The following is a 24397-nucleotide window of genomic DNA, read 5'->3' on the forward strand; positions in this document are numbered from 1 at the left end:
CTTTTCCCGTCCGAAGAGAGGCCGCCTGGTCCTCTCTTCGGACATGATTCATCAAGCAAGAGTGGTTGAAAGGAGGAGAATGGATTGCTCAAACTGATTTTCAGACGGTTAGTCGACTTGATCCCGACGCTGTTTGTTGTAGCCACGACCGTTTTCATCATCACGCGGCTGATTCCCGGCGATCCGGCGGCGGTACTGCTCGGGCCGCAGGCTTCTCCGGATGAAATCGCCAAAATGCGGGAATCGCTCGGGTTAAACCAGCCATTGTACCTCCAATACGTCGAGTTTCTCGGCAGTCTTTTGCAGGGCGATCTCGGCACTTCGCTCGGCTACAACCAGCCTGTGATGTCGCTCATTATGGAGCGCTTCCCGAACACGCTTTTGCTTTCCGCCTGTGCGCTCGCTCTCTCGCTTTTGATCGGGATTCCGGCTGGCATCATTTCTGCGACCAAGCAGTATTCCGTCTGGGATTACACCGTCATGATCCTCTCGCTCGTCGGCGTGTCGATGCCGATTTTCTGGCTCGGGGTCATGCTCGTCCTGTACTTCAGCGTGTATCTCGGCTGGCTGCCGGCAACGGGAATGGGCTCTTTGTCCGAAGGCTTCGGCAGCGTCACCCACCTGATCTTGCCGAGCATCGCCTTGTCGACCATTCCGATGGCGACTTTTGCCCGGATTACACGCTCCAGCATGCTGGAAGTGATCCGCCAGGACTACATCAAGACGGCTCGTGCCAAAGGGCTGCGCGAATTTTTCGTCGTCTGGAAGCACGCTCTGAAAAACGCGATGACGCCGTTGCTCACGGTGATGGGGATGCAAATATCGTCCATGCTCGGCGGCGCGGTGTTGACGGAGACGATCTTCAGTTGGCCGGGGATGGGACGGCTTGTGGTGGACGCCATCGAAAACCGCGACTTTGTCGTTGTCCAAGGAACCGTGCTGTTCATCGCCGTCATTTTCGTGTTGATTAACTTGCTCGTCGACATTTTGTACACCGTGGTCAATCCGCGCGTGAAACTATCGAACAAAGGGGAGGGCTGATCCGATATGAGCAACCATGCGCAACCGCTATCGCCAGCTCCCGCGACGCTCGCACCGAAGAAAAAAAGCAAGGAAAACAGTGTCTGGAGACGGCTATTGAAAAACAAGCTGGCGATGATCGGCCTGGTCATCATCGCGATCATGGTCATTTTCGCCCTGTTTGCGCCGCTGATCGCCACGCATGGTCCGAATGAGATGGATTTGGCAAATTCGCTGTCCGAGCCTGGCATCGACGGCCATTTGCTCGGGACGGACAACTACGGACGCGATTTGTTCAGCCGGATCGTCTACGGGACGCGAATTTCGCTGATCGTCGGGATTTTTGCCATCGGGCTTGGCGGCATGATCGGCACGTTGCTCGGGCTGCTCGCCGGCTATTACGGCGGCAAATGGGACGCGCTCATCATGCGCCTCATGGACGGCCTGTTCGCCTTTCCGTTCATTCTGTTGTCGATCTCGCTCATGACCGTGCTCGGCGCCGGACTGTTCAACGTCATTCTCGCCATCGGGATCGCCAACATCCCCGGCTTTGCCCGGATTGTCCGCGGCCAGGTGCTGGCGGTCAAGGAAGAGGAGTATATCGAGGTCACGAGATCGCTCGGGGCAAACGATTCCCGGATCATTTTTCACCACATCCTGCCAAACTGTATGGCACCGATCATTGTGTACGCGACGATGCACGTAGCCGGCGCGATCATTTCCGAAGCGGCCTTGAGCTTCCTCGGTCTGGGCGTGCAGCCGCCGACAGCCTCATGGGGCAGCATCCTGAAGGACGGAAAAGACTTCCTCGTCCTGTCCCCGCACATGGCTACCTTCTCCGGGCTGGCGATTTTGCTTTCCGTACTCGGCTTCAACCTGTTCGGTGACGGCTTGCGGGATGCGCTCGACCCGAAAATGAAAGTGTAAGCGACGAAAGCGAAACATAGATTGGGGTGAAGAGGCATTGGCAAAGTCAGATGTACTACTCAGCGTGCAAGATTTGGCCGTTTATTTTTATTCGTCCGGGGTCGTGAAGGCGGTAAACGGTGTGAGCTTTGACTTGAAGCAGGGGGAGACGATCGGGATTGTCGGAGAATCAGGCTCAGGCAAGAGCGTCACCTCGACCGCCATTCTCGGGCTGATTCCGTCTCCCCCTGGAAAAATCGAACGAGGCAGCATTTTGTTTGAGGGGAAAGAGTTGACGAAGCTTTCTCAGGCGGAAATGCGGAAGATTCGCGGAAATGAAATTTCGATGATTTTTCAGGACCCGATGACCTCCCTCAACCCGGTTTTTACCGTGGGGAATCAGATTATGGAAGTGATTCGCCTGCACCAGCAGCTCGACAAAAAAGCCGCCCGTGAGCGCGCCATCGAGATGCTGAAGCTGGTCGGGATCCCGGAGCCGGAAAAGCGTCTGGAGCAGTACCCGCACGAGTTTTCCGGAGGGATGCGCCAGCGCGTCATGATCGCGATTGCGCTGGCCTGCAATCCGAAGCTGTTGATTGCGGACGAGCCGACAACCGCTTTGGACGTGACGGTACAAGCGCAAATTTTGGATTTGATGAAAAAGCTGCAAGACGATTTGCAAACCTCGATCATCATGATTACGCATGACCTGGGCGTCGTGTGGGAGAGCTGCCAAAAAGTTCTCGTCATGTACGCCGGAAACACCGTGGAATACGCGACGGTGGAAGATTTGTACCAAAATCCGCTTCATCCTTATACGTGGGGATTGCTCGATTCGCAAATCAAGTCAGACACCGCAGGCAAGCTGCCATCTATTCCGGGCAATCCTCCTGATCTGCGCGAAGATATCGCGGGCTGCTATTTTGCTCCCCGCTGTCCATATGCCAAAGACAAATGCTTGAGCGAAAGACCGCCGCTGGTAGAAGCAGGCCCGAACCATTTGGTGGCGTGCCATTTCCAGACAGCAGACGAACGTCTCGAACGGAAGGGGGGAGCCGCACATGAGTGAGGCGATTATCCAGATCAACCAGTTGAAAAAGTATTTTCCCGTGAAGGACCAGTCGCTGTTCGCCAAGTCTTCCAAGGTCGTCAAGGCGGTCGATGACGTCAGCTTCGAGGTCAGACGGGGAGAGACGCTCGGCATCGTCGGCGAATCCGGGTGCGGCAAGTCGACGCTGGCCCGGCTGGTGATGCAGTTGATTCGCCCGACTGAAGGCTCGGTCATCTTAAACGGCCAGGATTTGGCCAAGCTGTCGGACAAGGAAATGAAAAAGGCGCGCAAGTCGATCCAGATGATTTTCCAAAACCCGTACGCGTCGCTCGATCCGCGCAAAACGGTCGAACAGCTCATCATGGAGCCGCTCGTCATCCACCAGGTCGGGACCCACCAGGAGCGGGTGAAAAAGGTGAAGGAGCTGCTCGCCGTCGTCGGCCTGTCTGACTACCATGCGACTCGTTATCCGCATGAGTTTTCCGGGGGACAACGACAGCGGATCAACATCGCGAGAGCGCTGGCGCTCAATCCCGAAGTCGTCATTTGCGACGAATCCGTCTCCGCTCTCGACGTTTCGATTCAGGCGCAGGTCATCAACCTGCTCAAAGAGCTACAGGCGAGCTTCAACCTCACCTACATTTTCATCTCCCACGACCTGAACGTCGTGCGCTACATCAGCGACCGGATTGCAGTCATGTACTTGGGCCGCGTGGTCGAGATGGGAACGTACGAGGAGATTTACCACAACGCGCAGCATCCGTACACGCGCGCCTTGCTGTCCGCCGTGCCGAAGGAAAGCCCCTTGGTGAAAAAGGAGCGGGTCATCCTGACGGGGGACGTGCCAAGCCCGATGAATCCGCCGTCCGGCTGCCATTTTCACAAGCGCTGCCCGTATGCGACCGACCGCTGCCAGACAGAAGCGCCTGCCCTCGCGCTGTACGAAGGGCAGCATATGGTTTCTTGTCATCTTTTAGGAAATCTATCATAATGAAAAGGGGACTTGCTTTATGTCTTTCAAGCATGTAATCGAGATGTACGATCTCATGGATAGCGCTTACGTTACAGGAGACGACCTGAAGCGGTATTTTGAGCAAAGAGGTTTTCGCGACGTAGAAATGTCTACGGTCCATGGACAAAAAGGAAAAACCGACTTCGTCAAAGTATTGATAAAAGGAAAGAACGGCAAAAGCAGCGGCGGCACAGCGCCGACACTGGGCGTCATTGGCCGCCTGGGCGGGATCGGTGCGCGTCCCGAGCAAATCGGCTTCGTATCCGATGGCGACGGCGCTCTCGCGTGCATGGCGGCAGCGGCCAAGCTGGCGGAGATGCAGCAGCGCGGGGACGTTTTGGCGGGCGATATCCTGCTCACCACGCACATTTGCCCGGATGCGCCGACGTTGCCGCACGACCCTGTGCCGTTCATGAACTCTCCTGTCGACATGCAAATCATGAATGCGAACGAAGTGGCGGCGGAGATGGACGCGATTTTGTCCATCGACACGACAAAAGGAAACATGATTCTCAACCATACAGGCTATGCCATTACCCCGACGGTCAAGGAAGGGTACATCTTGCGCATCAGCAACGATCTGTTGGAAGTGATGAAGCAGACGTCCGGCAACATGCCCGTGACGCTGCCGATCACGGTGCAGGACATTACGCCGTACGGCAACAATCTGCATCATATCAACAGCATCATGCAGCCGTGCGTGGTCACGGACAGCCCGGTTGTCGGCATCGCGCTGACGACGCAGGTGCCAGTGGCAGGCTGCGCGACAGGAGCGACTCATCTCGTGCACGTCGAGCAGGTGGTGCGCTTCGTGATCGAGGTAGCCAAGCTGTTCGGCGTTGGCAAATGCGCGTTTTACGACGAAGCTGAGTTTGCGCGCCTGACGTCGCTGTACGGCTCGATGAAGCATCTGCTCACATTGGATGGCAAGGTGAGCGGATCATGAGCGCTGCGATCAAAGCGTTAAAAGACCAGGTCATCGCCGCTGTCGAAGAGAACAAGGACGAGCTGATCGAGCTGTGTTGCCGCCTGATTCAGTTCCCGAGCGAAAACCCGCCGGGCGACTCTGGCCCGATCAGCCGCTATATTACCGAATATCTGGAGCGTTTTGGCATCGCGACAGACTGGCACGAAGCAGGGCCGAACATGTACAACCTCATTTCCCGAATCGGCAATCGGGAGAGCGGCAAAAAGCTGATCTACTGCGGGCATACTGACGTGGTGCCTGCGGGCGACCTCTCCAAGTGGGAGTTTGCCCCGTTCAGCGGAGAAGTCAAAGACGGCTGGATTTTGGGCCGTGGCGCCTCCGACATGAAAGGCGGCCTGGCTGGGCTGATTTTTGCCGCGACGATTTTGCAGCGACTGGGGATCGAACTGCCGGGACAACTGATTTTGGCGATCGTGCCCGATGAGGAGACAGGCGGCGCGCTGGGCGTACCGTGGATTTTGGAGCGCAAGCTGGTCGAAGGCGACGGCTGCCTGATTGCCGAGCCGTCCTCGCCGCACAATCCGACTTTGGGGCAAAAGGGCTCCTGCTGGTTCCAGCTTACGGTCAAAGGCAAACCGGCACATGGCAGCCTGGGTCCGATTGCCGGAAAAAACGCGATCATGGACGCGATTCGCGCAATCGAACGGATTCGTACCGTCTGGGATTATCCCGTCGTCATTCCGGATGAAGTCAAGGAACTGGTGAAGGTGTCCAAGGAGTACATGCTCGGCACCGAGCGGGAACCGTACCAGGACGTGCTGGAGCGCGTCTCTTGCAACATCGGGACGATTGAGGGCGGGACAAAAGCGAATGTCGTGCCGGACACTTGCACGGTAGAAGTGGACTGCCGCCTGCCGTTCGGCGTGACGCGAGCGGAAGTCATGGGCTACATCACCAGCCAGTTGGACGAGCTGGACATCGACTATGAAATCGTGCCGATGGGAACGCAAAGCCACGCCAACTACACCTCGCCTGACGACCCGGTCTGCCGGGCGATTGTCGACAACATCACGTACGTGACAGGCGAGCACGCTTTTGGCGTTCAGCAGTGGGCGAGCAGCGATGCCCGACATTTCCGCGCGTACGACATTCCGGTCCTGCAATACGGTCCGGCGTACTTGCCGAGCATCCATAATTTCAACGAAAAAGTGCTGGTGGAGGATGTCATCCGCTGCGCGAAGGTGTACGTAGCGGCTGCCATCGACTTTTTGTACGAGCAAAACTGATGAAAAGCTTTCGCTTGCGAGACAAGTAATCGTGAATAAGGGGAGTCGTCGTGTTAAAAACGTTGGATCAATCACTCAAATTGTTACAGCTTTTCACGAAAGAAAAACCGGAGTGGGGAGCCAGGGAACTCGCCAAGGAAGTCGGTTTGAATCACGCCAATGTATTCCGCGTATTGTCTACGTTCGAAGCCAATCGCTTTCTGGAAAAAGATCCCAAGACCAAAAAATACTCATTAGGCATTCGCTTGTGGGAGCTTGGACTGACAATGAGAGAGTCGTTCCATGTATCACGACTGATTCGGCCTATTTTGCAACGAATGATGGAAGAGTCGGGAGAATCCATTTTCCTGACTTGCCTGGACGAAGATGAGGCACTGACCCTCGATGCGCTGGAGCCGGACAACGTCGTGAAATACTCCGTGTCCGTCGGCAGCCGGGCGCCGCTGTTCGTGGGGGCCTCGTATCGCTCGATCATGGCCTACTTGCCGCAGGAGCAAATCGAGCGAATCATTTTGCAGGGCCTGCGGCAGTACACGAAAAATACGATTGCCGATCCGGACAAACTGCGCGAGGAGCTTGTGCATATTCGCGAAAACGGCTGGGCGATCAGCTCGGGCGAATACACGCCGGACGTTTTGGCCATCGCTTGTCCGCTGTTCCATTACGACGGGCATGTGATGGGCTCGTTGACGATCTCCGGCCCGATTTACCGGATGAGCGAGGAGAAAAAAGCAAAGTGCATGGACATCCTGATGCGGGGCAAACAGGAAATCGACGAGATTGTCCAAAACTACCGCGTGGATCTTTCCCGCTACTATTTGTTTGGCTAGAGCAAGAGCAAAAGCTGTCGCAGATCAACCGCGATCTGTCGGCAGCTTTTTTTGCTCTGGCGGACAGTTGCGGGCAGGGCAAGGCCGTTTGATTGCGGCAGCGTGCGAAAACATGGCCGAAGAGTGGAGGCGCAGCCCCCATCCATTCAAAAGCGGGAGGCGCCCGGACTACAGGGACGCGACCTCCAGGCGAAAGCAGGTCGTCTTGTTCCGCCCTGTAGCTTTGGAGTGGTACAATGCCTGATCGGCACAGGTGATGATGTCGACCGCCCAGGTGCCGTGCAGCGGATAGTGGACAGGGCGAGTCGGGCGGCATGGGAGGTCAGCAAGGTGCCTGCCGTGACACCTGATGCGGCCGGGCTGACCGCCTGGATGTGGCCAGTCGCATCTGCTATGAGCAGCGAGTGGAAATACTGCCGATTGGCCATGTACCACGCTTGCAGGTCGGTGTTTTTGAGCGGCTTGTCGCCAGCTTGTTTGGCAATCGCGTCGATGTTGTTTTGCAGCGCCGTCAATATGTCTGTTGTATTTTTCGCCAGCTTTTTGGCGTAATGATAGTTGTTTTCCAAATAGTTGCTGGAGAGTGAGGTTCGGTTGACATGAAGAGAAGAAATGACCTCAATCAAGATCGTTGCGAGCACAGAAAAAACAACAAGCATTTCCAAAATAAAGCGAAGCGTATAGGTTCTTCTTTTCTTCATCCAAACCCCTTCTTGCTGGCAGACTGTAGCGATCTGCTCGCGTGCCGGATTCCCTGTCCTTTGCACGCGAGCAGGCGTTTGTATTTTATACCCGGAATAAGCGAAGTCTAATCCCGTTCTTGCGCGAGAAAAGCACATTCCGCTTCCGCAAAAACAGGCTGCCCAACGCCTGGACAGCCTGCTTGTCGCTTTTATTTTTGAAAAGGGGCGTCTAGCCGTTGAGAAAGCTCAAGGCGACACCGATGGAGTACGGAATCAGCCAAAGAATCCAGACAAACAGGCTGAATTTGTGAAACTGCTTACGCTGGCTGTCTTGCTTTTTCCACAGGACGAAGCCTGCCCAGGCGGTGTGCAAAAACATCAGGATGAGCGCAGCCAATCCGGTGATGCCGTGCAAATTCAAAGGGGCGCCGTCAGCCAAAAGCTTCATGAAGGCCGTCCCGACCGTGTCGAACACAAGCCCCAGACAGAAAAAGGCGAAGTGCCCCCAGGCAAGCTCCCTGGAGCGGCGTTCCGCCCAGACGCCGATCGTGTACGTAACCAGTGCCAGATTGATGAAGAGTACAGCCCATACCAGCAAAAAAATCATCTCCCATTCGCTTCGTGATTGTCTACAAGAAGGAGTGTAGTAGAAGAAGATGAACAAGAGATGAACAGCGGGCGAGAACGATGTTGCGCTTATCAGGCGGGGCGGTTTTTTCGCAGCAGCAGCCAAATAATCGGCGGAGGTGGCGGCAGACTTCCGCGCTTTTGTCCAAAAGCGGTACGGCTGTGGCGAGAGAGCTTGGCAAGCGGCTGCCCGTCACGAGAGCAGGAATCAGCAAAAGCCAGCGCGTATTATTATTCCATCAAGCTCGAAGGGAGCCTTATGAGATGAAGCCAATTCGCTATGAGCGCAGAACATATACGCCAGGACCGACGCCGATCGAGCGTCTGGACAGGCTGTCGCAGGAGCTGGGCGGACCGACGATTTCGATCAAGCGCGACGATTTGCTCGGCTTGACCGCTGGCGGCAACAAGACGCGCAAGCTGGAATATTTGGTCGCCGACGCGATCAGGCAGGGAGCGGACACGCTGATTACGTGCGGAGCCGTCCAATCGAACCATTGCCGCCTGACATTGGCCGCGGCGGTTCGCGAAGGATTGCGCTGCCAGCTTGTTTTGTCCGCGCCCGAGACAGGCGATTACAATCCGCAGGCGAGCGGAAACCACCTGCTGTTCCATTTGCTGGGCGCTGAAAAAATCGAAGTCGTTCCCGCAGACAAAGATTTGCTGGCAGAGATGGACGTGCTCGCCGAAAGCTTGCGAAAAGCGGGGAGAAAGCCGTACCTGATTCCGGTTGGCGGCTCCAACGAGGTCGGCTCGCTCGGCTACATGGCGTGCGCGGAGGAAATCGAGCAGCAGGCGTGGGAGAGCTGCACGCCATACGATTACGTCGTGACGGCAACAGGCAGCGGCGGGACGCAGGCAGGGCTGATTGCCGGGTTCGCAGCGAGGCAGTCTGGCACGAAGGTGATTGGCGTCAACGTCAGCCGCGACCGTGCCGCCCAAGAGGCGAAGGTGCTGGAGCTTTTGCAGCGCACAGCCGCGACCGTCGGCCTCACGGGGCAGATTCAGCCGGAGTGGGTGCAGTGCGAGGACAGGTTTGTCGGGCCAGGCTACGCGATTCCGACAGAGGAAATGGTCGAGGCTGTACAGCTTGTCGCCCGGACGGAAGGGATTTTGCTGGACCCGGTCTACACGGGCAAAGCGATGGCCGGCCTGATCGGGCTTGTCCGCGAAGGGCGCTTTGGCCGGGACGATCACGTGCTGTTCCTGCACACAGGCGGCTCTCCCGCGCTGTACACGGCGCCGGAGCTGTTTTTGCCGAAGAAGTGAACGCTTTGCCTGTTGCCTTGACGGCCTGGCTAGGTTGATTTCAGAGCAAGAAAAGGAGAGAGAACCATGCCCGATGTAGTTGCCTGCGGCGAGCTGTTGATTGATTTCACGCCGATGCCCCATCCCGAGCCGGGAAAAGCGGCATATGAGCAAAATCCAGGCGGGGCGGGAGACGCCTTTTGGGGCGGCCTGCTCAGCCAATTGCTGGATGCGGCTGAACCGTTGGCCGCCATGACGGATGCGAGGCTAAGGGACATGGTCCGCTTTGCCAACGCCGCAGGTGCGCTTACGACGACGCGGACGGGCGCGATTCCCGCGCTGCCTGTTTTGGCAGAGGTAGAACGTTTTTTGCAACAAGCAAAATAGTGGCTCGGCCGTCCAGCCGTCTTCCTGGAAACAGGGAGACGGCTTTTTGGCGAGGGGATCGGCTTTTTTCGGGAAAAAATCCCGGTGAGCTTCATAAAAGGAAATGAAACCGTTTGCGGCCGATAAAACGGTCATGAATGTTTTGTGAATTTTGCTATACTATTCTTAATTCAAGACTCGAATACAGAAGTGGGGATGGACCATGATTTTCCTCGAAGTCATCTTGCCTGTTTTGCTCATTTTTTTATCGGGGTACATTCTCCAACGCAAGTTTCAAATGGATTTGAAGCCGATTTCTTCGCTGGCGATTTACATTTTGACTACTGCGCTTGTCTTTCGCACGTTTTACAAGACAGAGCTTGATCTGCAATTGTTTTACATCGTCATCATCTCGTTATTGCTGCTGGGCGCGCTGATCGTGCTCACGCAGTTGACGGCGCGGCTGTTTAGGTACGACAAGTCGCAGGAGAGCGCCCTGATGCTCTCCACCGCCTTCATGAACAGCGGGAACTACGGAACGCCGATCATTTTGTTCGCATACGGGGATGCCGGGTTCACGTACGCGGTCCAGATCATGGTGTTTCACTCGATCATCATGGGGGTGTTCGGCGTCTACTTCGCTTCGCGCGGCGGGGGTGGCGTGGGCACGGCGATCCGGGCGATTTTCAAGCAGCCTTCCAACTACGCGGTCGTCCTGGCGATTTTGTTGCAGCAGCTCAACATCGTCATTCCCGAGAGCTACTATCAGGCGATCGACCTCGTGGCGCAAGCGGCGATTCCGGTCGTCATGCTCATCCTGGGGATGCAGCTTGCCAACGTGTCGTCCAAAGCGTTGGAGTGGCAAGGGCTCAGCGCCGCCAGCGTAATTCGGCTGATCGCTTCGCCTGTCCTGGCCTATGTGATCTGCCTGTTTTTCCCGATTGACCCGCTGCTGCAAAAGGTGCTGGTCATCCTCGCCGCGATGCCTTCTGCGGCGACTACGGCGATTTACGCCATCCAGTTCAACATGCGCCCGCAATTCGTTTCCAGCAGCGTGCTGGTTACGACGCTTTTCAGCGTAGGGACGCTGACGATTTTGTTAAACATTTTGCATTAGTCGATGCATGTGCCAAGGCAATCATTCGTGGCGAAAAGGTTGCCAAGGCCATGCTTTTTTTTTATGATGAGAACAAGAATCGTTTTCAGCAAAGAATAAATATTAATAACAGGGAGATTGCCATGCATTCCACATCCATACATTCCATCTACGACAGTTACATTGACGCGCTGCCGAACGTTCGGCTCGATGACATCGGCACAGAGTTGGCGGGGGATGAGTTGTCCGGCTGGAACGGATACATCAACAGAATGATGCCTCGCCCTGGTTTGGAGATTGTCGATTCCTTTCACCGTTTTCCGGATGACCACGCCATGCATTTTCGCTCGGAGGCGGCCATGGTCGAGTTGAGCTTTTGCCTCCAAGGGACGGGAGAGGTGGCTGTCTCGGGCAGTTCCCAGCACGACCTGGTGCCGGACAGTTGCTCGCTGCAGTTGATGCGCGACTTTCAGGCGGATTTTTGCTATTTGGCCGAAGCGCCGTTTCGTTCGGTGGCGATCGGCATTTCGGTGGAGCTGTTCAACGAATGGCTCGCGCAGATGGACGAAGGGACGCCCTATACATTTGAGGGGCTGCTCGGCGGCCGTTCTTTCCGGATGTTTCGCATGCCGCTACGGCCGGATATGACGATGCGGCTTCGGCAGTTGATCGCGCCGCCGGCATCCCAGCCCAAACTGCGCAAGCTGCATGCGGAAGGCAAGACGCTGGAGATCGCCGCGCATGCGTTCGACACTTTGTTGTTCGGGCGGGAACCCGAGGGCAACAAGCCCGGCATGTCGCGCAGCGACCGGGAGAAGATTCACAACGCCAGGGAAATTTTGCTCGCGCACATGGAGGCGCCGCCTTCTCTGGTCGAGCTGGCGCGCATGGCCCAACTGAACGAATACAAGCTGAAAGTCGGGTTCAAAGAGGAGTTCGGCACGAGCGTGTTCGCCTATTTGCGGGAAAAGCGGCTGGAAAAAGCGCTGGAGCTGCTGCGCGCAGGCGAGCTGAACGTCAGCCAGGTGGCGCTGACTGTGGGCTTTTCCAACTTCAGCCACTTTTCCGAGGCGTTCCGCAAGCAGTACGGGCTTAACCCGTCCGACGTGAAGCGGGGAAGGCACGTGCTGCCGTATGCATCAGGCGGGAGATAATTCGCCCGCTTTTTTTACTGAATCGGAAAGGATCAAACTTCGAGAGCAAACTACCCGATTCAGCGAGAACAACCTTCCGCCGAAACGCAGTCGCTCGTCATTGGGGAGGCTTCGCTACAGGTTTTCTTATCCCGCCAACCGTATTTTTCGCCATCATCGGGTAGTTGCAAACGGCTTGCAAGAGTACGATCAAGCATAGTTGTTGAGAATCATTATCACAATGGTGGGGGATGACGGAACGTATGGCAAACAGAAAGAACGGCTGGATCGCAGGACTGCTCGGTCTGGCATTGCTCGTAGGCGGCTGCAGCCAAGCGGCGGAAAACAACGGTCAAGCAGGACAAACAGGCCAGGCGGACAAGCCGGCGGCGCAAGCGCCAAAGACACGGACGGTCAAGGACGCGGCCGGAGAGGTGACGATCCCGGCCAACCCGCTGCGAATCGCGGACGTGTCCGGGGCGACAGAGGAGCTGTTGGCGCTTGGAATTCGCCCGGTGCTGACGGGGAACAGCCAGTATCAGAGCCCGACAGAGCTGACGCCGATCCTGCAACAAGAGCTGGGTACAGACGTCGCCGTAGCGGGCTGGTTTCAAAACGAAGTAAGCGTCGAGGCGATTGCGGCGGCGAATCCGGACCTGATTTTCGCCGGGCCGAGCCAAAACAAGATATACGAACAACTGAACAAAATCGCCCCGACTGTGCGCGTGCCCTACGGCTTCAACGCGTTTCGCGAACGGTTTGACTTCATCGCGGAAACGTTGGGGAAAAAGCCGCAAATGGAGGAATGGCTAAAGGCGTATGACGACCGGGCGAAGGAGTTGCACGACCAGATCGCGGCGGCGACGGGCGAGGAAACGTTTGCGGTCATCGAAGCCACCCAGAAGGGCATTCGCATCTACGCGAAAACGGGGCTGGCGGACATGATCTACACCGACCTGAAGCTGCCGAAAGCGGCCGGGATTCCCGATCCGGACCCGTGGGGCGGCAAGGAGACGAGCCTGGAGGGGCTGTCGACGCTCGACCCTGACCACATCGTGCTGCTCGCCGATTCCGAGCAAAACGTGCTGGAAGACACGGCGATCTGGAGCAATATGCGCGCGAACAAAAACGGCAAGGTGTACCGCGTAACCACGAAGCAAAACTACGACGAAGCGTTTTTCGCGCTCGGGAAAAAGGCGATGATCGAGCAGATAGCTGCGGACATTTTGCAGAAAAATCAAAAGTAGGGCATTGGTAATTAAGGCAGGGGAAATAGCCCCTCCTTATTTTTTTAGAGCAGAGAAACGCACTTGGGCCTGAATTTTCCGAGAAACAAATTGCGCAAACGCTCGTCTATTATGTAAGGAAAGTTTGGAAGTAAATGTAATCAGGAGGAAACGTGAAGAAAATCGTATGGTTACACCTGCTAGTAGCACTGATCGCAGGCGGCTGTTCCCATCCAAATGCCGCCGACCTGAATCATTCTCCCCAGGCACAAAGCGAAGCTGTACAACCGCACGCCGATGCGCAAAAGGGTCCGTCGCTTCCCAAGCCGCTTGAACAGGAGACTGTTTTTTCGCCACAAAAACAAGCGGAAATCGCAAGCGACATGACCAAAAAGGAAGTTCTGACGAAGTTGCTGAATACGGTTGATTATTTTGAGACAGCGGTCGGCAAGTTTGAGCTCTTGCGAAAAGGGAAAAAGTCGCTTGTTGAGTATCAGCTCAGCCTGAGCGAAATGGAGGGTGGATACAGTAAAGTCACTGACTATGATGCCGATTCCAAGCCTTCAAGAGTATGGCTGACTTATTACAAAAACGGTACGTTATGGCGTACGGAAGACGGTTCCTCGGCAACATTGGACGCAAAGAAGTACAAATTCAACCGCTCGGGAGCGACGCTTATTCCTGAAGAAGCTTTCCGTACCGATTCTCAGGGAATGACAGTGACAACCTACCGTGAGCGACCTCCCATTGGCATCGCGCAAAGCTCCTTGTTTCCATATGAAATCGCCTCAAACTTTACGCGCGACTACAACGACTGGGAGATTGAAAAACAGGATGAACGGTTGCTAGATCACTATACGATCGTTTTAACAGGCAAGATTAAGAATAGCGACAAACATGGCGCGCAGACCTTTCGCTTTTGGGTCGACAAAGATTCGGGGATTCTCGTTAAATACGAATTATACGATGGAAACAGCAACGTTGTTAGCTATTTGAAACCAGTAGAACTTCACGTGAACGTCCCGGTTGAAACGAAAATGTTTGAGCCTCCCCATCAAAATAAAAAATAAACACATGAGGTCGCTGGCGGCGCATTCAGGGTGTACCATCTCCAACGCTCGCCTTGGCCAAGCCCCAGCCAGGGCGGGCGAAACTCGCTATGGGATGGGAGGCGGAGAGGAAGCCGCGTCCGGCCTGTTTGATTCGTTGCAATTTTTTGCATCTTATTATCGCTTTGTGATCGCAAATATCATAAATCTATCAGATCGCTGCTATTTTTCCTGGCTCTCTTTTGTATTATCGTGGGGACAAAGGGGAGAGAACCATCATGGAGAAAATAAACATCGCGCAACAGTTTTCATTGTTACAGGAGTCTTGGAGCTCAATGGTCGTGGGCGAGTTGAACGATTCGGCGATCAAGCTGGAGCAGCTTTCGGGAGAGTATCCCTGGCAACAAAACGACCAGCAGGACGAGATGCTTCTGGTCGTCAACGGAAGATTGCTGATGATGTCCCATGAGCGCAATATTTGGATCGAGGCGGGAGAGCTGCTGGTTGTGCCAAAAGGAATGGCGTACAAGCTGTTCGTCCCGAACGGGGTATGCCACCTGCTGACGATCGAGCCAAAAAAGCTGGCGGCACTCAAGCGCTGTTCATGAGTTCCTCGCAAGCGAAAGAGCACGGACGTTCATACTTCAGGCAAAACAAAAAGGAACGAGCATAGCTGTCGTTGTCAGGCGCTTTCGGAAGCCGAAGATGATGGCGGCTTTTCTGTATAGGGAAAAAAGGGTTGACTTTCCGGCAGTTTGGTATGTAATTAAATACGGATAGCTGCAACTCTTTTTTGAGGTGATGAACGTTGGAAGACGGCGTCTATGTCCTTATCAAAAAAGGCGATCCGGAGCTTGTGCAAAAGCGCCAGTTCCTGCGCAGGGACGAGTACACGATTGGACGGCGAGGGAGCCAGCTTGCACCTGACATCGCTTTTTCCAGCCCATATGTATCGAGAAGACATGCCGTGATTCGCAAAATCGGCAATCGCTATACAATATCCGACCTGGAGAGCAAGCACGGAACAGAGGTGAACGGGACACCGATCCACCAAACGCCGCAGCCGCTGTTTCACGGCGATCTCATCAGTCTCGCCAAAGGAGTCGTCGAGCTGGTCTTTTTTGCGGAAGGCAGCGAGCTGGATGTCACCAGAGAATTTTCTTTTCCGCTGCTGCAGTCAACCGTTCCGGCTGCCGTGTCCTCCGGTCTGGTCATCAATCTGGAGCGTCGGGAAATCCGGTTGGACGGCGCGCGGATTCCTTTGACGGGAAAAGATATGGACTTGCTTACGCTTTTGTATCAACGGGCCAATCAGGCCGTCAGCTATGAGGAAATCATGGTGTCGATCTGGCCGGAGCGAATGGTTCACGCCGAAACCAGCGTCCCGGATGTCGGGCGCGCCGAAATCAATGCGCTTGTCTACCGTTTGCGCAAGCGGCTGGGCAAGTACGGGAAAAAAATAACGACCATTCCCCGATTCGGCTACATGTGGGAAGAGTGAAAAAGGGAGACGAGCCAGCGGTCTTCCTTTTTGTACAGATAAGAAGGGATAAGATTCTTGTCCAGTATAAGGGCAACTAAGGCTGCACCAAAGGCTTGGCGCAGCCAAGTTTTGTAAATGGCTGAAAATGGGAGCGGCTGTTTTGGCTAATCTGGCTAATTTGGCTGTACGCGAAACACGGCTGCGCCAAAAAACGGGGCCAGCAAATGAACGAGCGGCCTGCGAAGAGAATTGTCTGACACTTAACATCTGTTTGTGAGCAAAATATCATCGTTTCATCAGCTTTCTTCCATATATTCTCTGTTTCCGCTGGTTTATCGTGTGAAAAGGAAGGTGAGGAACTGGTGAAAAAGGCATGGTTTTGCTTCTGGAGTGTCTTTCTCGTCATTTTGTCGGGATTTTTCTTCCTCATCTGGGACTATTGGCAGCAGGGGTCGAAGCAAGAGGGAGAAATGGCAAAGGCGGCTTTTACCGCCTATACGGCGAAATGGAAGCAGCAGCAGTTCAGCGACATGTACGAGCAGCTCTCGCTGGATGCGAAAGCAAAGGTGAGCAAAGAAGAGTTTGTCTCGCGCTATGAAAACATCTACAGCGGGATCGAGGCTACGCATATCAGCGTGGAACCGCTGTACAACGAAGACGTCGTCCCGGGCGAAGACGGGAAAATCAGCTTTCACTACCGGCTCAGCGTGCAGACGTTTGGCGAGCCGATTTCTTTTACAGGCAAAGCCATTTTGGTTAAAGAAACGCAAAACGACAAGCAAGATTGGTACATCAACTGGAACCCGTCCTTCCTGCTGCCCGAGCTGGAGCACGGGGACAAGCTGCGGGTGAATACGTTTCGTCCGAAGCGGGGAGAGGTACTGGACCGGGCAGGGCGGAGAGTGGCGGTCACATCCCGGCAATCCGCAGCCAATCAAGGCTTGTAAGCAAAAAACGATACTTCCCCGGACGGGAGTATCGTTTTTTTCTCGGGAAGAAATTAGCGGGGAGAAAGGGGGAGCGCGCCGTTTTGGTAATAGGCGTAAATTCCGATGATCGTGCTGTCTTCTTTAAGCCCGATCGCTATCAAGTGGAGATCACCTCTCAGACGAGCAAAACGAACGGAGTTTTTCACTGCGGGACGGCAGGCTGCCTTTTAAACTGCCATCCGGCGGTTCTGCCCGACAGCGGAGAAGGGACGGTCAAATTTTTGCAGCGAGCCGCTGCGATGCGAATCGTTTCCGGATAAACGCAAAGCCCCGTCTCGCTAAAAAAAGCTGCGAGACGGGGCTTTTGCTTGCGGCGGCGGAAATCAGCGCTTGTCCGCCTTGCGCAAAAATTCGCGGACGGTCTGCACGTACTCGGCCGTTTCTTCCAAATAGCCCATATGGGAGCTGTTTTCCAGGACGTGAAACTCGGCGCCCGGCACGAGCGACTGGTAGTAGCGCGTCGACTCGGGCGTCGCTTCGTCGTGGCGGCCGCAGACGAACAGGGCAGGGATGTCGAGCTGATGCAGCTTCGGCGTGTAGTCGAACGTTTTCAGGTTGCCTGTCGGACAAAACTCGGACGGCCCCCACATCGTCATGTACACGTCTTTGTTCGCTTTCGGGCGGCTTTCGGCGAGAACTTCCGGCAATGGCTCCAGGCGGCACACGTATCGCGCGTAGTACTCCTTCATCGCGTCCTGATACTCCTCCGAGTCGGTCGTTCCTTGTTCTTCGTGCTGCGCAATCGTCTGCTGAACCTCTTTTGGCAGGCGGGCGATCAGGCGGTCTGCGTCTTCCTTCCAGCGCTGGGCGCTCAGGCACGGGCTGGAAAAAATCACGCTCGAGACGCCAGCAGGCTTGGTGTCAAGCAAGTACGCCGCCGCCAGCATCGTTCCCCACGAATGGCCGAGGATGTGCGCTTGCGCCAATCCGAGCGCTTGCCGGATGCAGGCCAGCTCTTCCACGAACCGCTCCGTTTTCCACAAGGACGCATCGGTCGGCCTGTCGGAGTTGCCCGAGCCGAGCTGGTCGTAAAAAATGACGGGGCGCTCGTCGCCCAATACGTGCAGTGTTGACTTGAGCGGAGCGTGCGTATTGCCGGGTCCGCCGTGCAACACGATCAGCGGTGTCTGTTCGCCTGTGCCGACGCGGGTGTACCACACTCTGCCGCCAGGAACCTCTATGTAGCCTTCCTGCTTGTTCATCGTTTCCAACCTCGCTTTTCGTCCATTCTTGTAAAGTTATTTTTACCAATATACCATGTCTGGAAGATTTGTGCGCCGCAGATGCGCTGTGGGCACGCGCCTGTTTTTACACTTTTTTTAGAATTGGTTTAGAGCGCGTTTAGACCTCGCCTTTATCATCGCAGGTAGAGAAAGTGAAGCAGTCGCTTTCGAACTGAACTGGAGGGATGAGGAATGCGAAAAAAATGGCTGGCAATCGGACTGGCTGTCGGGATCGGCGGAGCGATGGCGTGGGGAATCGGCGTATCCGCGAATGCGGACAGCACGGGCTTTGCGGTGTACCAATCGGCTCTGCGCCAGACGAAAGAAGCGGGGAGCATGACCGCGCACGCGCAGCTTGAGCTGACGGACAACAAAACGACGCTGCTCGCAGTCGACGGGGTGGCAAAAGTCGACCACGAACAGCGGCTGGGCAGCGTGAACGGGACTTTTTCCGGCGCGAACGGCGAGGGTAGCTTTCAGGCGTTTCGCAAGCAGGATCAGGTTGTTTTTAAGCAAGGGGATCGCGACGTGTATCGCGTCATGGAAGCAATGGATTGGGGACGCGAGGGTCGGCGAGACGCTCATGGGGAGCCGAGTGCGATGATGAGCCAGTTGCACAACGCCTTGTTCGGCGAGATTGGCAGAGAGGCGACCGTCGAGAATTTGCCGAACGGAGGCAAGCAGGTCACCTTGCAGCTCTCCCGGGAGCAACTGCCGATGTTCGCCAAATTCGCCGGGCCGATGATCTATGCGAAGATCGCCGAGCGCAGTCAGGAAGCGGCGGCTCGCGAGCACGGGCCAGCCGTGAAGCTGCCGCTTCTGCAAGAAGACGTCCAGCTTGCGCAAGTCGTGCTGAACGCGACGATGAACGAAAAGAACCAGATCGAGCGGCAAACCGCCGAGGTAGAGCTGGTGGGCACAGACGCGGCAGGTACTGAGCACACGCTGCGCCTGTCTGTGGACATCCGCCTGTCCGACCTGGCCGCAACTGTGCCTGAGCAGATTGACTTGACGGGGAAACAGGTGGAGAAGGTCACCCGCGAGGAGCTGCGAAGCCACTGGAAACAAGGCGGCTGGGGACAGCACGAGGCGCAGTAAGCCTTTTGCAAACGACTGTAGTATAATGGCAGCAATCATACGCGCGGGAGGGGAACGGCCATGTCGATCAAAACGAGACTGCTGCTATCATATATCGCCATGATTGTCGTTCCCGTCGTCTGCTTCGCACTGGTGGCCTCGTTGCTGGGCGCTTTTTTCCTGGGGGAGTCGTTCCCGCACGGAACAGGAAAAGAGCCGGGGAAGCCCTTGTTCCGGCAGACGCAAGAACGGCGGGACGAGCTGTTCGCCGGGCTTGCTTTTCTGGCCCGCTACGACGCGGAGCGGCTTTTGCAGCAGGACGTGCTGGCCGAGACAGACGAAGAGTTGCGGCGTCTTGGCGGAGCGCTGATGTTAGCTAAAAACGGGGCGGTGCTGTTCGCTTCCCCTTCGCTTGAGCAGGCGGACTGGGCGAAGTATATGCAGCCGCCTGCGCACGATGAGCGCACGCGCCGCTTGCCGCCGTGGAGCAGCAAAGGCTACGCCGTCGAGATGCATTCGTTTGCCTTTGCGGACAAAAGCGAGGGCACGCTCTATTTTCTTCGCGATGACAGCCCTGCGTTTACGTCAGGCGTTTCTTTCTTTGCGGCCATGGTCGTCAGCTTCCTCGCCATTGTCGGGCTGACGAACGGCGTGTTGACCTACCTCGTCTCGCGCAGCATCATCCGCCCGCTGTACGCGCTCAAGCAGGCGGCGCACGAGATCAAGGAAGGCAACCTGGAACGTCCTGTCCTGCTCGGGCGAAAAGACGAACTGGGCGAGCTGGGCGAAGCGTTCGAAGAAATGCGCGTTCGCCTGCACGATTCGATCCGGCTGCAACTGCAATACGAGGAAAACCGCAAAGAGCTGATCTCCAGCATCTCGCACGATTTGAAAACGCCGATCACGGGGATCAAGGCGTGCGTGGAAGCGGTGCTGGACGGAATTGCCGACACAGAGGCCAAGCGCGAAAAATATATGCGAATGATCGCGGGCAAATCTGTGCAGATGGATCGCTTGATCGACGAGCTGCTGCTGTATTCGCGGCTGGATTTGAACAAGCTGCCGTTTCATCTGGAACCGGTCGACATTCGCGCCTATGTGGCAGACTGCGTGCAGGAGCTGCGTCTGGAGCCGCGGCTGTCCGGTGTGCACATCAGCGCGGCAGGGACGGCGGGCGAGCCGCTTATCGTCATGGCGGACCGCGAAAAGCTGCACCGGGTGTTAATGAACATCGTCGACAACAGCCTGAAATACATGGAGCAGGAAAACAGGCGGCTTTCGATACAACTGGAAGCGACAGCCGACGAGGCGATCGTGACGGTTGCCGACAACGGGACGGGGATCAGCGAGGAAGCGATGCCTTACATCTTCGACCGCTTTTACCGCGCGGACCGTGCCCGCACTACCGCTACAGGCGGCAGCGGGCTCGGGCTTGCCATCGTCAGGCAACTGGTGGAAGGACACGGCGGACGGGTCTGGGCGCACAGCGAGGTCGGTCGCGGGACGAGCATTCATGTTTCCTTGCCACTGCAAAAAGGGACAGGGGGTGAAGCGGATGAAGCACATTCTCATTATTGAAGACGATACAGTGATCGCCGAGGTGGAAAAAGATTATTTGGAAGCGAACGGCTATGCGGTCGAAGTCGCGCACTCCGGCGAGGTCGGCTTGCAAAAGGCGCTGGCGGAGGATTACGACCTCATCATCCTGGACTTGATGCTGCCCGTGGTAGACGGATTTGCCATTTTGCGCGAGGTGCGCGCGGCGAAAAACATTCCGATCCTGCTCGTCTCCGCGAAAAAGGAAGACGTAGACAAAATTCGCGGGCTGGGCCTGGGCGCAGACGACCATATCAGCAAGCCGTTCAGCCTGGGCGAGCTGGTGGCGAGGGTGAAAGCACATCTGGCGCGCTACGACCGCCTCGTGTCCGAAGCGGCGCAGCGCGCGCCGAAGGACGAACTGCGCATCCGCGGCATCCGGATCGACAAGCTCGCGCGCAAAGTGTACGTCAATGGCGGGGAAGTTCCGCTGACCTCGAAGGAGTATGAGCTGCTGCTTTTTTTGGCGACGCATCCGAACTGGGTGTTCAGCAAAAACGAGCTGTTTGAAAAAATATGGGGACTGGATTCCCTTGGCGACATTGCGACTGTGACCGTGCACATCAGCAAGCTGCGCGAAAAAATCGAAAGCGATCCATCCAAGCCGCAGTACATCGAAACGGTCTGGGGAGTCGGGTACCGTTTTCAACTGTAGCGGTGGGGAGCGCACAGAGGTGAAACCATGGCCAGAATCGGTTTGAACCAGAAAAAATGGCTGCTGCTTTTGCACTTGCTCTTTTCCGCGATCATGCTGGGCGGAGCCGTCATCTTTCTCGTGTTGAGCATCGTGGCGGCGAATACGGACGATGCGGGCATTTTTACTGCCTGTTACACCGCCATGCATGCGCTGGCGAAAACGAGTGTGCGGGCGTCGACGATCGGGACGATTGTGACCGGAGTGCTTTTGTCTGTCTGGACGCACTGGGGACTGTTTCGCTACTACTGGATAATCGCCAAGGAAGTGCTCACGCTGGTCGCTGTACTGCTCGGGCCAATCGGCATGTATGTGTGGACGCTGCAGGCGGTGACGATTTCCCGGGCAGAAGGGCTTGCGGCGGCGGAAAACTCGGCTTTTCTCGTCAACAGCGGGCAGCTCTGGACGGGCATTGTCTTGCAGGTGCTCTCGCTTTTCCTGTTATTTCTTTTGTCTGTTTTCAAGCCGTGGGGGAAACGAAAAAGCTAGCACAAACGTCTTTGTTGGAGACTACCTTTTGCGTACAGGCGAAAGGTAGTTTTTTGCTTTTGAGAAATAATCCCCACAAGCTGCCATTCTTTTTCGTAAAATGGATAAAAGTGACGGCATACAGTGTGAGAGACATCAAAACCGAGGGAGAGCCAGATGATGGAGAGAAGAATCAAGTTGTTGGGCACCGGGAAGTACCTGCCTGCACGGCAAGTGACGGCAGCCGAGCTGGATGAGCGGCTGGGGCTTGCCGCCGGATGGACGGAAAAGAAATCCGGGGTTCGCGTCAGACATTATGTGACGGGGGAAACTGCGGCACAGATGGGCGCAAGCGCGGCGCGGCAGGCAGTCGCGGCGGCGGGCATCGCGCTTTCAGAGCTCGACTGCATCGTGTGCGCGAGCGGTACGGCCCAGCAGGAGATTCCGTGCACGGCGGCGCTGATTCAGGAAGAGCTGGGGCTTGCAGGGACGGGGATCGCCTGCTTTGACATCAATTCTACCTGCCTGAGCTTTGTAACGGCACTGGATGTCATGTCCTGTACGATGGCGCTCGGCGTGTATGAGCGCGTGCTGATCGTTTCGACGGAGATCGCCTCGGCGGGACTGAACTGGAAGCAAAAAGAAAGCTGCGTGCTGTTCGGAGACGGCGCGGCGGCTGTGGTCGTCGGCCGGACGCCGGATCACGAGGCGTCCCGCATCCTTGGCTCGGCGATGAAAACGTATAGCGAAGGGGCCCACTACTCGGAAATTCGCGGCGGCGGAACGATGCTGCACCCGCGCGAGTACGTGAACGGGTACGAGGACGACTTTGCTTTTGACATGGATGGGCGCAAAATTTTTCGGCTGACCTCGCAGTTGATTACCGGGTTTGTAGACAGCCTGCTCGCCAGTGCGGCTGTCGGCAAAAAACAGCTTCGGGCCGTGATCCCTCACCAGGCGAGCGGCATGGCGCTGCGCATCATGCAAGGCAAGCTGGGCTTTTCCGCCGAGCAGATGGTCAACATCATGGAAGACCACGGCAATGTGATTGCGGCTTCCATCCCGATGGCGCTGCACGAGGCGATCAGCCAAGAGCGGGTGGCGCGGGGAGACTACATGCTGCTCTTGGGCACGTCCGCTGGCTTGTCGCTCGGGGGCATCGTCCTTGCGTATTGAGCGGACGGTTTTGCTGACCGGAGGCAGGGCGCCTGCCACGCTGGAGCTGGCCCGTTTGCTGCGTGCAGCGGGACAGCGCGTGATTGTGGCCGAGAGCGCGGCCCGGCATTTGTGCGCGCATTCCCGCTACGTGCAGCGCTCGTATCGCGTCCCGCCGCCCAGGACGCAGCCAGAGGCGTACATCGACGAGCTGTGCCAGATCATGCGCAAGGAACGGGTCGACCTGCTCATTCCGACGTGCGAGGAAATTTTTTACGTCGCGCACGGCCGCGAGCGTCTGCTTGCGCATGGCGATGTGCTGGTAGAGCCGCTTGCCGTGCTGCGGACGCTGCATGACAAATCGGAGTTCGGGAAGCTGGCGCGAGGCGCGGGGGCGCTCGTTCCGCATACGGTTCGGGCGGAATCGGCAGATGAGCGGGATGCGGCGATTCGCCAGGCGACAGGCCCGGTCGTGCTAAAGCCCGTCTACTCCAGATTCGCTGCCCACGTCCAGATCATCTCCGAGCCGTCCCGGGCCAGGCTGTCTGCGCTGCCCGTCCCTTCCGCCCGTCAGCCGTGGCTCGTCCAGCGGTTTATCGCGGGGCGCCAGTTGTGCAGCTACGCGGTCGCGCGCGAAGGGGAGCTTGCGCTGTACGCGGACTACGAGACGGTGCATACGGCGGGGCAGGGGGCGACGATTCATTTCGCCTATGCCGCGCACGCAGGCGTCAAAGATTTTGTCACCCGCTTTGTGCGCAGGCACCGGCTTAGCGGGCAAATCGCTTTTGACTTCATCGAGAGCAAGACAGGCGAGCTGTACGTGATCGAGTGCAACCCGAGGCTGACGAGCGGCATCCATCTGTTTGCGGGACAAACAGCCGCAGCGGACGCTTTTTTGGCGGGCAAATCGCAGGGCGGAGCGGAAGGCAGGGCGGAAGCGGTCGTCCCGCAGGCGGGCCAGACCTGCATGCTGACGATGGCGATGCTGACCTACGGACTGGCGAACGTCAAAGACTGGCGCGGCTGGACGCGCTGGGTCCGCGACCTGTGCAACGCAAGAGACGTGCTGTTTCGCGCGGAGGACCCGCGGCCGTTTTTCGACCAGTTTATGATGCTCGGCGATCTGGCCTGGCAGAGCTTGCGGACGAAGACGAGCCTGCTCGCTTGCAGTACGAGCGATATCGAATGGAACGGAGAAACGCCGCAGTAACGGCCAAAAGCGGATTTTTTCTACCGGAAAGGAAGGGAAAG

Annotated in this window: 25 protein-coding genes; 22 read left to right on the forward strand and 3 right to left on the reverse strand. The window is 56.5% G+C overall.

Translation table 11 applies throughout. The features are described from left to right. Positions 1 to 84: 84 nt before the first annotated feature. From AC3WJN_RS18690 to AC3WJN_RS18720, 7 genes are read left to right on the forward strand one after another with little or no spacing between them, the layout of a single operon-like run. On the forward strand, positions 85 to 1041 hold the full coding sequence (locus AC3WJN_RS18690; protein ID WP_492329315.1) for an ABC transporter permease: 957 nt from the start codon (positions 85 to 87) through the stop codon (positions 1039 to 1041). Between the two features lie 6 nt (positions 1042 to 1047). Continuing rightward, positions 1048 to 1947, forward strand: a complete 900-nt coding sequence (locus tag AC3WJN_RS18695) for an ABC transporter permease (protein ID WP_007784508.1) — start codon at positions 1048 to 1050, stop codon at positions 1945 to 1947. 37 nt (positions 1948 to 1984) lie between these two features. Continuing rightward, positions 1985 to 2995 carry an ABC transporter ATP-binding protein gene (locus AC3WJN_RS18700; protein WP_026558134.1) on the forward strand — a complete coding sequence of 337 codons (1011 nt, stop codon included), beginning with the start codon at positions 1985 to 1987 and terminating at the stop codon, positions 2993 to 2995. Further along, on the forward strand, positions 2988 to 3968 hold the full coding sequence (locus tag AC3WJN_RS18705) for an ABC transporter ATP-binding protein (RefSeq protein WP_005832598.1): 981 nt from the start codon (positions 2988 to 2990) through the stop codon (positions 3966 to 3968). The genes AC3WJN_RS18700 and AC3WJN_RS18705 overlap by 8 nt, the downstream gene beginning before the upstream one ends. 19 nt (positions 3969 to 3987) lie before the next feature. Further along, positions 3988 to 4935 (forward strand): DUF1177 domain-containing protein, encoded by a 948-nt coding sequence (locus AC3WJN_RS18710; RefSeq protein WP_005832596.1) that lies wholly within the window; start codon positions 3988 to 3990, stop codon positions 4933 to 4935. After that, the gene (locus AC3WJN_RS18715; protein WP_005832594.1) at positions 4932 to 6203 is read left to right on the forward strand and encodes a M20 family metallopeptidase; all 1272 of its coding nucleotides are present in this window, start codon (positions 4932 to 4934) and stop codon (positions 6201 to 6203) included. The genes AC3WJN_RS18710 and AC3WJN_RS18715 overlap by 4 nt, the downstream gene beginning before the upstream one ends. Before the next feature lie 50 nt (positions 6204 to 6253). Then, the gene (locus AC3WJN_RS18720; protein WP_429776114.1) at positions 6254 to 7033 is read left to right on the forward strand and encodes an IclR family transcriptional regulator; all 780 of its coding nucleotides are present in this window, start codon (positions 6254 to 6256) and stop codon (positions 7031 to 7033) included. A 146-nt stretch (positions 7034 to 7179) separates the two neighbouring features. On the opposite strand, the gene AC3WJN_RS18725 is transcribed toward AC3WJN_RS18720, so the two are convergent. Together AC3WJN_RS18725 and AC3WJN_RS18730 are read right to left on the reverse strand one after the other, a co-directional pair. Further along, on the reverse strand, positions 7180 to 7734 hold the full coding sequence (locus AC3WJN_RS18725) for a hypothetical protein (RefSeq protein ID WP_005832589.1): 555 nt from the start codon (positions 7732 to 7734) through the stop codon (positions 7180 to 7182). Between the two features lie 211 nt (positions 7735 to 7945). After that, the gene (locus tag AC3WJN_RS18730) at positions 7946 to 8314 is read right to left on the reverse strand and encodes an HsmA family protein (protein ID WP_007784503.1); all 369 of its coding nucleotides are present in this window, start codon (positions 8312 to 8314) and stop codon (positions 7946 to 7948) included. Between the two features lie 293 nt (positions 8315 to 8607). Here AC3WJN_RS18730 and cuyA point away from each other — a divergent pair, with 293 nt between their 5' ends. From cuyA to AC3WJN_RS18775, 9 genes are all read left to right on the forward strand, one after another. Continuing rightward, positions 8608 to 9612, forward strand: a complete 1005-nt coding sequence (cuyA, locus tag AC3WJN_RS18735; RefSeq protein ID WP_005832585.1) for a D-cysteate sulfo-lyase — start codon at positions 8608 to 8610, stop codon at positions 9610 to 9612. Positions 9613 to 9678: 66 nt separating this feature from the next. Further along, positions 9679 to 9978: a PfkB family carbohydrate kinase gene (locus AC3WJN_RS18740; protein WP_007784498.1), complete on the forward strand. Its 300-nt coding sequence runs from the start codon at positions 9679 to 9681 to the stop codon at positions 9976 to 9978. 202 nt (positions 9979 to 10180) lie between these two features. Beyond that, entirely contained in the window at positions 10181 to 11074 is an 894-nt protein-coding gene (locus AC3WJN_RS18745) for an AEC family transporter (protein ID WP_005832580.1), read from the forward strand. Between the two features lie 122 nt (positions 11075 to 11196). Beyond that, positions 11197 to 12207, forward strand: coding sequence for a helix-turn-helix transcriptional regulator (locus tag AC3WJN_RS18750; protein WP_005832578.1), 1011 nt, complete (start codon positions 11197 to 11199; stop codon positions 12205 to 12207). Positions 12208 to 12449: 242 nt separating this feature from the next. Further along, positions 12450 to 13433, forward strand: a complete 984-nt coding sequence (locus AC3WJN_RS18755; protein ID WP_007780240.1) for an ABC transporter substrate-binding protein — start codon at positions 12450 to 12452, stop codon at positions 13431 to 13433. A gap of 152 nt (positions 13434 to 13585) precedes the next feature. Further along, positions 13586 to 14482 carry a LolA-like protein gene (locus AC3WJN_RS18760; RefSeq protein WP_007780242.1) on the forward strand — a complete coding sequence of 299 codons (897 nt, stop codon included), beginning with the start codon at positions 13586 to 13588 and terminating at the stop codon, positions 14480 to 14482. A gap of 314 nt (positions 14483 to 14796) precedes the next feature. Beyond that, entirely contained in the window at positions 14797 to 15069 is a 273-nt protein-coding gene (locus AC3WJN_RS18765) for a cupin domain-containing protein (RefSeq protein ID WP_005827474.1), read from the forward strand. A gap of 200 nt (positions 15070 to 15269) precedes the next feature. Further along, complete coding sequence (locus AC3WJN_RS18770) at positions 15270 to 15962, forward strand: FHA domain-containing protein (protein ID WP_007780247.1); 693 nt, start codon at positions 15270 to 15272, stop codon at positions 15960 to 15962. A gap of 344 nt (positions 15963 to 16306) precedes the next feature. Beyond that, positions 16307 to 16891, forward strand: coding sequence for an NTF2-like N-terminal transpeptidase domain-containing protein (locus AC3WJN_RS18775; protein ID WP_007780251.1), 585 nt, complete (start codon positions 16307 to 16309; stop codon positions 16889 to 16891). 365 nt (positions 16892 to 17256) lie between these two features. Here AC3WJN_RS18775 and AC3WJN_RS18780 read toward each other — a convergent pair whose 3' ends face one another. Then, on the reverse strand, positions 17257 to 18135 hold the full coding sequence (locus tag AC3WJN_RS18780; protein WP_005827466.1) for a proline iminopeptidase-family hydrolase: 879 nt from the start codon (positions 18133 to 18135) through the stop codon (positions 17257 to 17259). Positions 18136 to 18348: 213 nt separating this feature from the next. Here AC3WJN_RS18780 and AC3WJN_RS18785 point away from each other — a divergent pair, with 213 nt between their 5' ends. The 6 genes from AC3WJN_RS18785 to AC3WJN_RS18810 all read left to right on the forward strand — a co-directional run bounded on the left by AC3WJN_RS18785 (position 18349) and on the right by AC3WJN_RS18810 (position 24356). Beyond that, positions 18349 to 19254: a hypothetical protein gene (locus tag AC3WJN_RS18785; RefSeq protein ID WP_005827465.1), complete on the forward strand. Its 906-nt coding sequence runs from the start codon at positions 18349 to 18351 to the stop codon at positions 19252 to 19254. Positions 19255 to 19314: 60 nt separating this feature from the next. Then, a complete protein-coding gene (locus AC3WJN_RS18790) occupies positions 19315 to 20811 on the forward strand; it encodes a sensor histidine kinase (RefSeq protein ID WP_007780256.1) in 1497 nt (498 codons plus the stop codon). Continuing rightward, positions 20789 to 21484 carry a response regulator transcription factor gene (locus AC3WJN_RS18795; protein WP_005827462.1) on the forward strand — a complete coding sequence of 232 codons (696 nt, stop codon included), beginning with the start codon at positions 20789 to 20791 and terminating at the stop codon, positions 21482 to 21484. Before AC3WJN_RS18790 ends, AC3WJN_RS18795 begins: the two co-directional genes overlap by 23 nt. A 27-nt stretch (positions 21485 to 21511) precedes the next feature. Beyond that, positions 21512 to 22012, forward strand: coding sequence for a hypothetical protein (locus tag AC3WJN_RS18800; RefSeq protein WP_005827460.1), 501 nt, complete (start codon positions 21512 to 21514; stop codon positions 22010 to 22012). Positions 22013 to 22171: 159 nt separating this feature from the next. After that, complete coding sequence (locus AC3WJN_RS18805) at positions 22172 to 23167, forward strand: beta-ketoacyl-ACP synthase III (protein WP_025849082.1); 996 nt, start codon at positions 22172 to 22174, stop codon at positions 23165 to 23167. After that, entirely contained in the window at positions 23157 to 24356 is a 1200-nt protein-coding gene (locus AC3WJN_RS18810) for an ATP-grasp domain-containing protein (protein WP_005827457.1), read from the forward strand. The genes AC3WJN_RS18805 and AC3WJN_RS18810 overlap by 11 nt, the downstream gene beginning before the upstream one ends. Positions 24357 to 24397 lie beyond the last annotated feature (41 nt).

The organism is Brevibacillus sp. FW306-2-1A-C05A, from assembly GCF_058781555.1.